Below are 14,594 nucleotides of genomic sequence, written 5' to 3' on the forward strand. Positions count from 1 at the left end.
CTAACATCCAATATGTTTCAACAGCCTGTTTTCAAACGCCGTCAGGATGGCCTCACGATCCAGATACCGGCGTGCGTAATCAATGGCCGGCTTGTTGCGTCGTCCCTCCGATCCGGCCTGGCGAAGCACCTGAGCAATGACTTCCACCAGCCTGTCCGCATCCTCAGGCGGACACAATGCTGCGATTCCGGGATTCTCCCGCACCAGTCTGCCCAACTCGGTATCCGGCTCGGCGGTGACCACCGCCCGGCCGCCGATGGCCAAGATATTGGTCAGTTTGGAAGGCATCACCAGATCGGCCGCTCCTTTCTTCTGCAACACTAAATGCACATCCGCCGCCGACAGCATGGCAGACAACTCTTCCGCCGGTTGCAGGGGGAGAAAGCGGATATTGCTCAAGCCGGCACAGGCGCGTTTCAAGTCCTTTTCCGCCGCGCCCTGACCGCAAACGACAAACTGCACCCGGGGCAGACGTGCCGCCACCTGGGGCAATATTTCCAGACCCTGTTTTTTCCCCAGATTTCCGGCATACAGCACCAGGGGCGTTCGATCATCCAGCCCCAGGCGCGCCCGGAAGCGTTCCCCGCCTACAGCATCCTGGGCGACCGAGGCATCGGCCCAGTTGGGCAGCAGAAAGGTTCTTTCCGGGGGCACCCCCTTGACCAGCAGGCGTTCCTGCATGCTGCGGGAAATGGTCGAGACCACCTGGCAACGGCGCAGCAGAAAACGTTCCATCCCCAGCACGGCACGCCCCAGTTTTCCTGGATTCAACATACCCAGACCCAGGGCTGCGTCGATTTCGAAATCCTGAATATGCAACCAACACCGCCCCCGCCCCAGCCGCGCGGCCAGCAAAGCCACCGGCAACGACAGAAAGGCTGGCGCTATAGCAATCACCCAGTCCGGCCACCAGCGCGACCACCACAACGCCGGCGGCACGCTGCTGGCGGCGAAACTGGCCAGATGAACGATCCGCTTCCAGGCGGAAGGCCGCCCGGGCACCCACAGGGGGCAGCGCCAGACTTCAACCCCCTGCTGGGACTCCCGCCGATAGCGCCAGCCCGAATAGCCTTCACCCACCCGCCAGGAGGGATAATAAGGCGGTGCGGTGATAACCCGCACCTGATGGCCACGCGCCGCCAGCCAGGCAGCCATCTCACCGGAGTAGCGGCCGATGCCGGTGAGTTCAGGGGTGAAATTGAGTCCTAACAGGAGAAGTTTCACTAAACTCGAACGCTGGCAAATTTTAGGTCTGAGATTGCCTCAAGCGCGGCTTTACAGGGCGCGCAGGGCAACCAAAACAGATCATGCCTTCCGGCATCTCTGAAAAAACACTGCTTCGGGCGCCTATCAAAGCGCCTCTGCCAATTTTCACCCCCGGAGCGATAAATACGTCCGTGGCGATCCATGCCTGATCTTCTATTTTGATCTTATTCGCAATCATATCAAATGACACTTTCTTATAATCATGGGTTGCGGAGCAAAGATACGAGCGTTGGCTTATAACCACATCCCGGCCGATTTCAATCTCGCCAAGGCTGTAGATTTCAACGTGATCGCCAACCCATGAGCGATCACCGATCTTAACCTTCCAAGGATAAGTAACTCTTACAGAAGGGCGGATTAGAACCCTGTCCCCAATTTCCGCGCCAAAAAGCCTGAGCAGAAATCTGCGCCACCCGTACATGAATTGTGGCGACATTGCAAACAGCGTGGATTGCACGATCCACCAGATTTGCACATACCATCCAGGCCTGCCACGAAATCCAGAAGGCAGCCGGAACAATCCGAGATTCTGAAATTCAGGATGCATTACAGTTTTATTCCCACCCTATTACCCACATCTCTCGCCCCTGTAGTAAGATATTGATTTCTTTGGATAGGCGTTGACATGAGCTGGGCTGAACAAGAATTTTTTCCCTGGCGCTGGGCGATGCCCGCCTGAACCGGCGGCTGTGCCGGGTGATAGAAGCGATGGCAAGCGATCCGATGGCGAGCGTTCCCAACGTCTGCGGGGGTGGCTGGGCGGAGACCAAGGCGGCCTACCGGCTGCTGGACAATGCCAGGCTGGATTTTCGGGAGGTGTTGCGGGCCCACAGTGTGCCGACCCTGGAACGGATCCGGCAGCAGTCGCGGGTGCTGTGCCTGCAGGACACCACCGAGCTGGATTATTCCGGGCGGCCGTCGATGGCGGGGTTGGGACGGCTGAATTACGAGCAGCGTCAGGGGTTGTACCTGCATCCGACGCTGGTGATCAGTGAGGCGGGCGTGGCCCTGGGGGTGACCGACTGCTGGCACTGGGCGCGTTTGCCCAAGGGGGAACCGGACCTGGCCGAAAGCCTGCGTTGGGTGGAAGGTTATGAGCGGGTGGCCGAGATGGCCGCCCTGGCGCCCGAGACCCGGCTGGTGTATGTCGCCGACCGCGAAGGTGACCTTCGGGCCCTGATCGACCGGGCCGAACAGCTGGGCTTTGCCGCCGATTACCTGATCCGGGTGCAGCACGACCGTAAGCTCAATGACCCCCTCGATGGCAAACTGCGGGCCGCGGTCGAAGCCCAGCCGGTGTTGGGGACGATCGCCTTTGACCTGCCGGCCGGCGGCAACCGCCCGGCCCGGCAGGTCACACAAACAATCCGGCTCGCCCGGGTCGAACTGAAGACCCGAAGCGGCCCGGGTCCCCAAGTCACCGTCATCCTGGCCCGGGAAGAGGCGCCCCCCGAAGGCCAGGAAGCGGTCGAATGGTGCCTGATCACCAACGAAGAAATCACCACCCTGGAACAGGCCAGAGCGCGCATCGAATGGTACCGCAAACGGTGGTGGATCGAGGTCTACTTCCGCATCCTCAAAAGCGGCTGCCGCATCGAAGCCCTGCAACTTCGCACCCGGGAACGCCTGGAACGGGCCCTGGTGCTGTATCTGATCGTCGCCTGGCGCATCCTGATGCTGATGACGCTCGGGCGGGAACATCCCGAGTGGTGCTGTGAAGTGGTGTTCTCTGTCGAAGAATGGCAGACCGCCTAGGCCATCCACCATCGCACCCCGCCGCCCGCGACGCCGCCGGATTTGGGCGCCATCGTCCGCATCGTGGCCGGCTTTGGCGGCTGGCTGGGGCGCAAGAACGATCCCCCACCCGGCCCCAAAGCCCTGTGGCAGGGCATGACCAAACTGAGCGCCTACGTGGAGGCCGTGACCGCCATCCGGGCGGCTGAGATCAAGTTCCCTCAGAGAAAACGGATAAGACATTGATTCCTATGAGAAGGGGGAAGATATGGGTAATAGGGTGACCACTGCCCCCAATGATTCAGAAATGTCAATGGTATTATCCGTGGAAAAGGAATCGACGACAAAGATTTGTCGGGCCAGCCCTTTAACAGAACGAATGCAACGTTCTATATGAATCGCTTCGTTGATGGTAAGAATGATAACCGTAAGGTCCATCGCCTCTTTGTCGGCACGAGCATGGAGTGTCATTTGTTTCACTATTTACACGCAATCACACTTTCATACAACGATTTAAATTGCAGGGCAATTTTGGGACAGGCATATTCAGACTCAATCCAGCGCCTGCCGGACTCACCCATTACCGCCAGTTCCATCTTGGAAATTTTTTGCATGGCTCTGGCTAAAGATTCGGAATCGTTTGGCGCCACCAATCCACACCCTACCTCTTCAACTTTCTCCCAGGCCAACCGGTCACTGACAATCACCGGAACCCCATGTACCAAGGCCTCTGCGACCACGATGCAAAAATTTTCGGAATAGGATGGCACCACACACACGTCCGCCTCAAAAAATGCCTGTGACTTTGCCTCGCCGTCCACATGTCCCATGAACACTGCCCGCTCAGTGATGCCGAGCGTTTGCGCCAGTGCCTTGAGGCGGCGCACATAGTCGGCATCCCCCGTACCGTAAATCTTCAGGCTCACATCGGGTCCAAGACGCGCCATGGCCTGCAGCAGGTTCTCCACGCCTTTCACCGGTGCAAGACGCCCCAGGTACATCAGTCTTAGACAGCCATCCGGTTTCCAAGCCCGGTCTGGTATTCGAGAGGGCAAGTCGACTCCATTGGGGATGACGGCAAAATTGGCCTGAGGGAAAAACCTTTTCGATGCCTCACGTTCCTGCTCCGTGGTGACATGGATCGCCACATCATCACGCTCCGCCAGTCTGCGGCAGACGGACAACCAAGCTTGCTTCACAGCCCGCCAGTACCAGGGCTGGAAATCAAACTGATGGCGGTTAAAATCATGCAACAACGCGCCATGCAGGGACCACACCAGAGGCTTTTTCAGTAAGCGACAAAGCAATAACGTCGGAATCGTAGGAAAGCTGTAGGTTGCCGTTAGATGCACAGCGTCTGCCCAGCGAATATTCCGCCACAGTCGTACGACAAGCCCCGGGGCCACGCTGTCTCCCATCAAGCGCCGGCTGAAAGTAACGGGGTAACCAAATCGCTGGGCTTTATCCGTTTCTTTTGCAGTCAGCCTTCGGGTTCCCGCAGTATCCGTCGTGAGCACCTGAAGCGAAACATCATGCAATTTCGCCAAGGCGTTGTTCATATTCAGAACACTAAAGATGGGACCGCCGTAAATAGTAGCAGGGTAGTGGTACGGTACGACATGAAGAATTTTCAATTCAAGCTCCCGGATATCCTGGACATTGCTGGTAAACAAACCGCGCCCACGACCGCAGCCCCCGTTCGCCGCTGCCGGTCTCCTTGCGCAGCCATTCTCGCACCGGAATCGAGAAGCCAGTCTTGGGACGGTTGACAAGCGCTTCCGGCACCTTGCCCTTCCACGCGCAGCCGGCCATCGCCTGCTTGTCCAATGGGCTTGGGGTGTGCATGAAAGGGACGACCGCGCGCAGCAGATCGAGGTCCACCAGCGGCACACGGATTTCCAGGGAGTGGGCCATGCTGGCCCAGTCGGCATCTCGCAGCAGCATGTTGCGCATGTAACGGCTGCTTTCCAGGGCGGCGACCGCCGGAAACGGTGCTGTTTCGGTTGGCAGTTGGCGATCGATCCGGGCGACGGGGTCGAGTTCCCGCCAACCCTGGCGGAGCAGATCCGGATCGAGCACGCCGGGCAGCTCCCAGGGCATGTACAAACCCCGCCGCAGCAGATAGGCACCGCCGTAGGAATGGCCGTACTCGAACAATCCGGCATATTTAGGGGAAGTGAATCGCCGGATGACAGGCAGCGTGACGATTCTGAACGCTTTACCCAACCGGCGGAAAGGGCCGGCCAGACGCCTTATGGCCGGCACATGACGGAAGGACGGATAGCCGCCCAGCAGTTCATCTCCCCCCAACCCCGAGAGCGCCACTTTCAGGCCGCTTTCCGACGCCGCCTTGCTGACGAAATAGGTGTTGACCCCGTCGATGCTGGGTTGGTCCATGGCGTTCAGCACCGTTTCGAGTTCGTTCTCGAAATCGCCGCCCCGGACCCAGCGGGTGGTGTGGCTGGCGCCCAGGGAACGGGCCACGCTCTCCGCCAACGGTGTCTCATCGGCCTGGGTGCCCCGGTATTCCTCGAAACCCAGCGTAAAGGTCCGCAGATCCGCGCTGTGTTGCGAGGCCAGGGCGGCGATGGCGGTGGAATCGAGCCCGGCCGAAAGGAACACACCAACAGGCACATCCGCCACGAGGTGGCGGCGAACGCTGTCCTCAAGCGCCTGCGCGAAGCTGTCCCGTGCTTCCTGCGAGCGCGTGGAAGGTGACGGGTGGATTATTTCACGGACAATGTCGCAAAAGATCGTATGTTGCGGTTTCTCGCCCCGTTGTACCCATAACGTGGAACCTGGCGCCAAAGCGCGAATACCTTTGTACAAGGTGAAAGGCTCGGGCACGCAGCCCCAGAGGAAGAAGCCGACATGGCCGGCGGGCTCGGGGGAAGTATCCACACCACCTGCCGCCAGCAGCGCCTTCACCTGGCTGGCGGCGCGCAGGGTGCGGCCATCGTCGGCATAATACAGGGGCTTGATGCCGTAGGGATCACGGGCCAGAAGGAGCCCCCGGCGGGTTTCATCCCACAGCGCAAAGGCATACATGCCGCGCAGATGGGTACACATTTCCGTGCCGAATTCGCGGTACAGATGCAGCAGGACCTCGGTGTCGCTGTCGGAGTAGAAGCGGTGACCGCGCGCTTCCAGATCCCCGCGCAGCTCGCGGTGATTGTAGATCTCGCCATTGAAGACGACACGCAGCTTCCCGTCTTCGCTCGCCATGGGCTGGGCGCCCCGTTCGCTGAGATCGATGATCGCCAGGCGGCGGTGACCGAGACCAATGGACGCGTCTTGAGACATCCAGATACCTTCGCCATCGGGACCGCGGGGCTGCTGGCGCTGGTTGACCGATTGCAACCAATCATGGGTAACACTAGCCCCATTGTTGTAGTGAAATAATGCGGCGATTCCGCACATCTTAACCTCTTGAATTTTACAAGACGCCAATTCAAAGAATGGCGGTCTCAACCCCCATTAACAGCGCCGGGCCAGCGCCATACGTGAACATGCTAGAATACATTCGGAGAAACGAGTGATCATTTTCTCCATAGTATATTCTTCCCGGATCATACGAAAGGCCCGATCACCCATTTCTGAACAAAGATCCTCCTCAGCAAGCGCTTTCTTCAAAGCTTGAGTCAACGATTGGATCGAGCCTACCTCATAAGTCCATCCATTTATCCCAACGCGCAACGCCTCAATCTCCGGCATGTGGTTATTAATATCATTATGGGTCAACACGGGCAATCCGTAGGCGAAGGCGTGCATCAGGCTAAGCCCAATACTGCCAGGATAGACAAAAATTCTTGCCGACTTGTACCACCAGACCAGTTTTTTCTCTGATCTTATCTCGCCAACCCATAGAATGCTGTCATTAAGTCCTAAATCTTCAGCAAGATTATAATAATATTCCTTATATGGACCATCCCCGATCACTACCAACTGAACATTAAACTCCTTTATTTGCGCCAGTGCTTCAAGCAGTAGATCCAGCCGAGCTTTCTCACGCAGGACACCACAGAATAGCAAGACATTTTCTCCAAGATCATGTTGACGTTTGAAATCCTGCAGATTACACGGCGTTACTTCAGCCAGTGCATTATCTATCTGCGCCAGATCAAGGGTATTTCCCGTAAAGAAAACGCGATTATCAGGGAAGCCGTAATCAATATACAAATCCCTGCCAGTCCGCGTGTATAACAAGACACAATCCGCAATCATCCGCGTCAGTAGCAAGCGGACAGGATATAACCATTTATTAGTGGTTGCGGACCAGTGATGCCCCCACCAAATCAGACCTGCACCTAATTGCTTGGCTTTCCAAATCAACGGCCAATTGGAGATAAAATGAAGATCACCACATACAACCAGCACATCACCAGGCTTTTTAACCTTGATTAAACGAAGATTATCTTGCCACACAAAAGGCGTACCAGGGATGCTTTTAATAGGATTTTTAGGGTAGTAATCCGCTATATTCATAGCAACGGACCGATCACCCGGGGGCCATTCCGCCGCACACTGAATGCTAAGATCAAGATTATGCAGCCTCGACAAACCTTCAAACAACGGCGCGCGATAATGGGGCACTATGGGCTGAATAATATCTACCCCAATTTTTTGGTTTTCGCAGATCATAGAACCCCATCATCTTTAAAAAAGTCGATCACATAAATTTGCCTTGTGCCCTCGTGTATGGAATCAAATGCCACCGCCTTGCCTTTAGGATGCCAACGAGGGTGAAGGTCGCAATGCAATCCGCTGCGTGTATAGATCAATTTTTTCTCCCCAAATGATTGGACTATCAATGGCTCAACACCAGGAAGTGCGTTGTTTTGATTCCATTTTCCCCAGTCAGGCGCTTTGGTTATCATCTGATAACGGCCCAGGTCCACAACATGATCCTCAAACATGTTATAAAGCATAAGCTTACGCCATCCCTCGTTGTCAGGATAAGTATCTATCACCATCCAATGCCGGTCCGCTGGACAAACCATCGGATGTCCATCTTCTTTAAGAAAACGGGCTCCAACGATTTGAAAATTAGGATTTTCGTTATCCTCAATGGCAAAGAATGCGGCATTGCCAGACTTTTTATCTGTACCAGGCTTTATAAATTGCTTAAGGATTTTTTTGGCCGTCCTCGCCAAAACATCCCCTCCTGGCAACCAAAATATGGGTAGCTCACGAAGATTACGAGTGGCTTCGTCAATACGACCCCAAATCAGGATACGACCGTCATCCAGCCAGTCGAAATGACTGAGAAAACCCTTTGCTAGAACGCGAAGATCATCACCGTCAACCCCTACAGTCATGAGGCGTGTAGTGAGTCCCCCATCCGGCAAAAGATAGCGATGTAAAAATGCCAGTCTATTACCAGAGGGACTGAGCGACAAATGAGTCAGATAATGATGACGTCCTCCCTGCCTAGAACTTGGCGCACCTATTCTAGCGCACTCCAAGATAGAAACCAGCAACTCATATTTGTTAGTACGTATATCCCCCTTATATATGCCACAATCATTTGGAATGTTTTCTGAGCTTGTATGATCGTCAACGCCTACATAACCATACCCGCCCAAGCGATGCAGGCGGCTATAATTAACAAAAAACCCATGATGCCCTTGGTTATCCAAACAATGTATTGGGAAATCCAAGACATTGATAACCTTTCTATCTCTTGCATCAACAACATTAGCACCCCAATGATCTTGTCTTCTGATGTTGCAGACGAAAAGATCAGATGAACCAATCCACTGTTGGCGAGCCCCCTGGGGATAATTAAATGCCGAAGTAACATGAATTGGAATAAATTCACGCTCAGGATACAAAATAACTCCTGAGTCAGCCTTTTGATCTGGTAGCGGCGGGTGATCAATACTATCCACACGCAAGGCCAGCATCATATCCCCGGCATGATTCCACTGAGGCAGGTCATGAAAACCAAAAAAATGATGAGCCGGTGGATTGGTAACTAAACTGGATTTATAAATTTTATTCTCAATTTTCATCATGTCCACCAAAATCAACTATGAGCCTTTTATTTATGCCAAACATTTTATACACATAGGCAGAAACAAGCCAGTATGCGATTACGGGATCCCTAAAGTACCTGAATAACCTATAAAAAATTGAAATTATATTATCTAGACTATTTCTACTCCTACCCATTACCATTCTAAAATATCTATCATGATTATATCTACTTTCATTTACCAATGATTGTGAACCTGTTATAGAACTGTCGTGAACCCTAAAAGCAGACAAAAACTCTTTGCTTTTCTTGAATTTGCACCCACTCAATGCCATTTTCAGAAATAACTCTCCATCCCAGCTTGTGCGATTATTGACATTGAATCCACCAGCCTTGTGGTATGCACTTCTTCTGAAAAATGTACTTTGCTGTGCCACATTTATCCCCCAATAAACATAAGAAACAGGAGAGATCTCATCACCCTGAATTGTTTTTATAATGTTCAGACCATCATCAACCATATATAAACGCCCGGTCATAACATCAACGTCGAGATTTTTCTTGAAAAACTCAACAACACGGGATATGGCGCCAGGCAACAAAATATCATCCGAATTCAAAAAACCATAAATATCGCCAGTTGCATAGGAGAACCCTTTGCTTAACCCATCAGCCGGCCCATCGTCTGGTTCGAAAATTATGTGGTCGATGCAGTTCCGATATCGTTCAATGATTTGACGGCTGCCATCCGTCGATCCGGGATCGATGACAATGTATTCGATATCAGGATAATCCTGTTCTAGTACCGAACGAATCGCATCTTCTAGAAATCTGGCCTGGTTGTAAGAGATCGTGACGATTGATACCTTCATGCCTGCCTCTCAAACGCATACAGAAGTCGCTGCAAGCGACATGTACCGCTTCTCAGCCCTGACAAAGCGCCAGGAAATAAACAACACCGTCAACTTCAGGGCCCAAGCAAACCGAGTCATAGATCCAAAAGGAGAAAATAACACATCCCAGATGCTCAGCAACGCCAAGAAAACCAAGGGGGCAAAAAGGACATTAGGCGTTCGGAATGAATGCCATGCTATCTTGACTACCCAGATCCATACAAAAACCCAGAAGGCTGCCCCCAGAATGCCGGCCCATACCCAAGCCTGCAACAAGTGCGAGTGCGCAGGAATCAGATCCGAATGCTCAATGGCATACTTGAGTTGCCCTTTATCCCGCTGATAACCGAGATCCAAAAGAAAGAGCAGGTATTTCCGATATTTCGGATCCTTCGGCCATGAACCGTGGCCAATAATCGGCGAATCCATCACGGCAAATAGCGCTGGAATCATCTCAATACGCCCACCGATGAGTAAGCCTAGCTTACCGGTGGCTTGAATTTCATATTTCATCCTTGCCTCTTCACCCAGCCACCCCTGTTCGGCTGCATGACCATAGAGCTGCTTCAACCCCGTTACGGAAACGCCCAGAATGATCACAAAGGCCACCATCTTCCCGAAGGAGATGCGCTGGCGCAACTGCTCGCCAAAGCGCGATGCGCGTAACCCAATGAGCACCGCAGCCAAGATCGTAAAACCTCCCAGCGACCGTGCATGCAGATAGATGGAAAGTAATCCAAGAAGCAGAAGAAACGGGACATATCGCCGCATCCTACGTATATCCGCACCGCACCGCCAGCCAATCCAAGTGAACACCAGTAGGGTAAACGGATATCCGAAGCCGAACTTCCAAGGCTCTCCAGAAAAATATATGGAGGGTTGCACGATCGGCTGAACGAGCCATCCCAGCGCATAGCCAAACAGCAGCAGATAGACCCGCCGGGGCCGTTCGGATACCAGCATGTAAATCACGGCAAAATCCACAAAAAACACGGTAATAGCCGCCCATCCGCGTGCCATATCCATGGCAGGTGTATGGCGGATCAGATCCGTGCATATTTGGGCAAACAACCAAACACCTAACATCAGGAGCAGTGTGGAAACCGGTCTTGCAGCTAACCACCGCCGCTTCTCCAGCCAAATAACCGGCCCCAGAGCCGCAAGCGCAAGCTCGGTAGGATACAGCTCGCCGACGAGGTTGATGTGGTAAAAGGAGCCCAGCCCTATAAAGAAAAGCAACCCATCGATCCAGCTTGAGTACCGGACCCGATATACGGGTACTTGGGCTTGCACTGCCATCCCGCGGTCCATCTATAACTCCCGAATCGCCCTAGCCGGCGCGAACCGGCGCCACAGAAAGCCCCGAACTGGATGCCGCCAGGCAACCGCCGTCAAAAGCAGGGAAGCTGCAAGCAGGACCGAGAACCGCACCCAGACATCGTCCGTTCTGTTCCAAGCCAGATGCGCCGCAGCAACTGCGATCAGACCCGCACCGGCTAGCCCACCGCTGCCTTCGAACCCCATGCTGTGCAACCTGATACCGGCCCGTATTTGATAGGCGAACACCAACAGCCAACTCCCCAACACCAATGCAGTCGCATACGCCAAGGCCACGCCTGCCGCACCATACCACAGTCCCAACCACCAGCCAAGCAGGCCGTTCAATATTCCCATAGTCACATGGGAAACCGTATTCCAGCCGACCCGCCCGCTGCCAAGATTGGCAAAATAGGCCGGCCCATTGAACAGATTGGCGAACCAACCTCCGATGCTTACCTGGAGTAGGAGCAGGAACTGCGGCTCCAACCGGCCCAGCAGCAGCCAACTCACCCCGCCACTCCAGACATCGAGCAAGGCAAAGACCGGAATGGCGACGAAGGCAAGGGCCCGCATGTTCTGCCGGTAGAATTCCCGCATGTGTTCCGGCGACCGTTCCACGATCTCGGCGACCTTCGGCACCACTGCCCGATTGGCTGCCATGATCAGCGAACGGACTTTCAACACCACCTGATTAGCCATTTCGAAATAGCCCACCGCCTCGGACCCGCCGAAACGGACCATCAGCGCCTTGGTCAAGGGATCGAAAAGCAATATGAACACACCCGCGATTTGGACGTTGACTCCGTAAGCGAGCATCCCCCGCAACTGGCGCCAGGACCAACGGCAGGGTATCCAGGGTGTCTTTGGTAGTGTCCGCCGTAACAAGAGCCAGCCAATTACAAGCAGGAACAGCCCCTGGCCGATCTGGGCCCACGCCAGCCCCATCAAACCGTACCGGGGAATCAACCAGACAGCGAGCCCAACCATCAGCCCTTGCCCAAGAATCACCATGCCAGCACGCAGGTCCATCCGCTGACATCCATCAAGGCCGGACTGGAACACCGCAGCCAGCATCGCCAGCCCAAGGGAAACTAAGCCATAGGGCATAAGGGCCCTAGCCTGCAGCAAATGCGCATCTTCAAAAAGATGCTGCATCAGCCAGAAAAGGGGCTGATAAAGCGACGGAAGCAACAGGGTCAGCACCGCTAAAAGGCTCAGAAACGCCACCTCAACCACCTGAGCCGCCTCATCAAGCTCCGCCCGGGCCAGTGACCGAGCGACAAAGCGCGTCACTGCCGCGCTCAACCCCAGATCGCTCAGACGAGTGGCGGATGCCGTAGCGATTACAACCGACCATACTCCGAGTGCTGCAATCCCTAGACGATCACTGATATACCGATAGAGCGCAAAGAGCAGCACTGCGCTAATGACCATTTGCAGGACATTGGCGGTGGCGTTGCGGGCAAGGGTAGCGCTCATGGTTTGCGTAACACCACGAGGAAGTGATCCTTCGCTCCTGGCCATGGGGGAGGATAATCGGCCAACTCAGGGAAGCGCTGCGCATCATGGCCGCCCAAACCTTTTTTTCGGAGATGCCGTATGACACCTGGCAGAAAACGGTAGACGAGATTGATGGCAAAGCCCCTAAGAAACTGAGTCCAGCGATAGTCTGCATGCGCAAAGAAGGAAAGATGCTCGATCTCAAGCCCATACCGTTCTGCCTGAAGCTTGGCCCACATTGGAGAGATGAAGGCCATGTTTTCGGCGCATGTGCAATATAGATAGCGTCCGCCCATCAGGCGCCAAGTCCAGGCATCCAGATTGCCCGTCGAAATCAGAACCCTTCCTCCATTTCCAACATGATCAAGCATTTGCTTCAGAAAAAGGCGGGGGTTCTCGACGTGCTCGATGACATCGATCGCCGTGATACAATCGAATGTGCCGCGAATTTCAAAAAAATCCGCTCCAATGATTTTTATGCCTCTACTCTCGCCCCTTTTTCTCGCGCTGGGATGGATCTCGATGCCATAACACTGAAAACGCCCTACCAAGGGAGCTAAAAAGGCACCGTCAAAACATCCTACATCAAGAATGCTGGCGCCTTCGGGAAAATTTTGTAGTAGAAACTCGCGCGTGCTTCTCCAGTCTTGCCGACCTTCTTGCTTCTGCGACCACGTATCCTCACGACCTTCAGCATAAAGGCGATCCAGTTCTCCCTTTCCAAGCCTGGGACAACGAAATCCAAGGTGGCACTCGGAACACCGATAAAGTCTGCCTCCGTCCAATGGGCTCGGTAGCACCCTGCCCGCAAATCCATCTGCAGCAGGAATCGGTCCAATCATTAGACTACTAGCGCCGCAGTCTGGGAAGCACGGAGCCTCAAACTCCAATCCGGATTGCGTCCTTACCTGCTTGGTTTCGGCCATCTTCCTCGTCACTTCCTGAACTCATTCTGGTGTTTCAAAAACCATTCGTAGGTATCTTTCAATCCTGCCTTCAGCGGGATGGTGGCTTTCCATCCCAGGCGATGAAGCTTCGATACATCCAACAGCTTCCGGGGTGTACCATCGGGCTTGTTCGCATCCCAGACGATCTCGCCCTGAAAACCGACCACCTCCTTCATGGCTTCGGCCAGCTCTCGAATCGTGCAGTCCACGCCGGTCCCCACGTTGATATGCGAAAGCATCGGCTCGGTGTGGGCGTGATAGGTTTCCTCATCCAGATTCATCACGAACACCGCAGCGTCGGCCAGGTCGTCCACATGCAGAAACTCGCGCCTCGGGGTTCCAGTCCCCCAGACGACCACTTGCCGGTCCCCCCGCAGCTTCGCCTCGTGAAAGCGCCGCATCAGCGCCGGGATCACATGCGAGTTTTCAGGATGGAAGTTGTCGTTCGGCCCATAGAGATTCGTCGGCATGACCGAGCGGTAATCCCTACCATATTGGCGATTGTAGCTCTCGCACAGCTTGATGCCGGCAATCTTGGCAACGGCATAAGGCTCGTTGGTCGGCTCAAGCGGCCCCGTCAACAGGGCCTCTTCCCTCATCGGCTGCTCGGCCAGTTTGGGATAGATGCAGGAAGAGCCGAGAAACAGCAGCTTCTGCACATCGTTTAGGTGCGCCGCATGAATGACGTTCGCCTCGATCATCAGGTTCTGATAGATGAACTCGGCTGGATAGGTATTGTTGGCATGGATGCCGCCCACCTTCGCGGCCGCGAGATAGACCTGATCGATCTTCTCGCCGGCGAAAAAGGCGTTGACCGCAGCCTGGTCCGTCAGGTCCAGCTCGGCATGGGTGCGGGTGACGATTTCAACGTTATCTTCCCGCTGCAGCCTCCGCACGATCGCCGAACCCACCATGCCCCGATGGCCGGCGACATAGATCTTAGTATTCTGCTCCATC

Annotated in this window: 14 protein-coding genes; 2 read left to right on the forward strand and 12 right to left on the reverse strand. The window is 54.5% G+C overall.

The annotated features are described in order from the left end of the window. Entirely contained in the window at positions 1-1,224 is a 1,224-nt protein-coding gene (locus tag MCIT9_RS09525; protein ID WP_317704658.1) for a glycosyltransferase WbuB, read from the reverse strand. 22 nt (positions 1,225-1,246) lie between these two features. Continuing rightward, complete coding sequence (locus tag MCIT9_RS09530) at positions 1,247-1,813, reverse strand: putative colanic acid biosynthesis acetyltransferase (RefSeq protein ID WP_317704659.1); 567 nt, start codon at positions 1,811-1,813, stop codon at positions 1,247-1,249. Between the two features lie 113 nt (positions 1,814-1,926). Here MCIT9_RS09530 and MCIT9_RS09535 point away from each other — a divergent pair, with 113 nt between their 5' ends. Beyond that, positions 1,927-3,021 carry an IS4 family transposase gene (locus MCIT9_RS09535; RefSeq protein ID WP_317706730.1) on the forward strand — a complete coding sequence of 365 codons (1,095 nt, stop codon included), beginning with the start codon at positions 1,927-1,929 and terminating at the stop codon, positions 3,019-3,021. A gap of 3 nt (positions 3,022-3,024) precedes the next feature. Continuing rightward, positions 3,025-3,246, forward strand: coding sequence for an IS4 family transposase (locus MCIT9_RS09540; protein ID WP_317706731.1), 222 nt, complete (start codon positions 3,025-3,027; stop codon positions 3,244-3,246). Positions 3,247-3,249: 3 nt separating this feature from the next. On the opposite strand, the gene MCIT9_RS09545 is transcribed toward MCIT9_RS09540, so the two are convergent. From MCIT9_RS09545 to fcl, 10 genes are read right to left on the reverse strand one after another with little or no spacing between them, the layout of a single operon-like run. Further along, entirely contained in the window at positions 3,250-3,471 is a 222-nt protein-coding gene (locus tag MCIT9_RS09545) for a glycosyltransferase (protein WP_317704660.1), read from the reverse strand. Between the two features lie 8 nt (positions 3,472-3,479). Beyond that, positions 3,480-4,673: a glycosyltransferase gene (locus tag MCIT9_RS09550; protein ID WP_317704661.1), complete on the reverse strand. Its 1,194-nt coding sequence runs from the start codon at positions 4,671-4,673 to the stop codon at positions 3,480-3,482. Beyond that, the gene (gene asnB / locus MCIT9_RS09555) at positions 4,636-6,420 is read right to left on the reverse strand and encodes an asparagine synthase (glutamine-hydrolyzing) (RefSeq protein ID WP_317704662.1); all 1,785 of its coding nucleotides are present in this window, start codon (positions 6,418-6,420) and stop codon (positions 4,636-4,638) included. Before asnB ends, MCIT9_RS09550 begins: the two co-directional genes overlap by 38 nt. A gap of 57 nt (positions 6,421-6,477) precedes the next feature. Then, positions 6,478-7,641, reverse strand: coding sequence for a glycosyltransferase family 4 protein (locus MCIT9_RS09560; protein WP_317704663.1), 1,164 nt, complete (start codon positions 7,639-7,641; stop codon positions 6,478-6,480). Further along, entirely contained in the window at positions 7,638-9,017 is a 1,380-nt protein-coding gene (locus MCIT9_RS09565) for a TolB-like translocation protein (protein ID WP_317704664.1), read from the reverse strand. The genes MCIT9_RS09560 and MCIT9_RS09565 overlap by 4 nt, the downstream gene beginning before the upstream one ends. Then, positions 9,004-9,849, reverse strand: coding sequence for a glycosyltransferase family 2 protein (locus tag MCIT9_RS09570; RefSeq protein ID WP_317704665.1), 846 nt, complete (start codon positions 9,847-9,849; stop codon positions 9,004-9,006). The genes MCIT9_RS09565 and MCIT9_RS09570 overlap by 14 nt, the downstream gene beginning before the upstream one ends. Positions 9,850-9,858: 9 nt before the next feature. Continuing rightward, a complete protein-coding gene (locus MCIT9_RS09575; RefSeq protein WP_317704666.1) occupies positions 9,859-11,181 on the reverse strand; it encodes a hypothetical protein in 1,323 nt (440 codons plus the stop codon). Next, positions 11,182-12,669, reverse strand: a complete 1,488-nt coding sequence (locus MCIT9_RS09580) for an oligosaccharide flippase family protein (protein WP_317704667.1) — start codon at positions 12,667-12,669, stop codon at positions 11,182-11,184. It lies immediately after the preceding gene. Continuing rightward, the gene (locus tag MCIT9_RS09585; protein WP_317704668.1) at positions 12,666-13,616 is read right to left on the reverse strand and encodes a class I SAM-dependent methyltransferase; all 951 of its coding nucleotides are present in this window, start codon (positions 13,614-13,616) and stop codon (positions 12,666-12,668) included. The genes MCIT9_RS09580 and MCIT9_RS09585 overlap by 4 nt, the downstream gene beginning before the upstream one ends. A gap of 8 nt (positions 13,617-13,624) precedes the next feature. After that, positions 13,625-14,593 (reverse strand): GDP-L-fucose synthase, encoded by a 969-nt coding sequence (gene fcl, locus MCIT9_RS09590; RefSeq protein ID WP_317704669.1) that lies wholly within the window; start codon positions 14,591-14,593, stop codon positions 13,625-13,627. Between the last annotated feature and the right edge of the window lies 1 nt (position 14,594).

The organism is Methylomarinovum caldicuralii (assembly GCF_033126985.1).
In the GTDB taxonomy this organism is placed as follows: domain Bacteria; phylum Pseudomonadota; class Gammaproteobacteria; order Methylococcales; family Methylothermaceae; genus Methylohalobius; species Methylohalobius caldicuralii.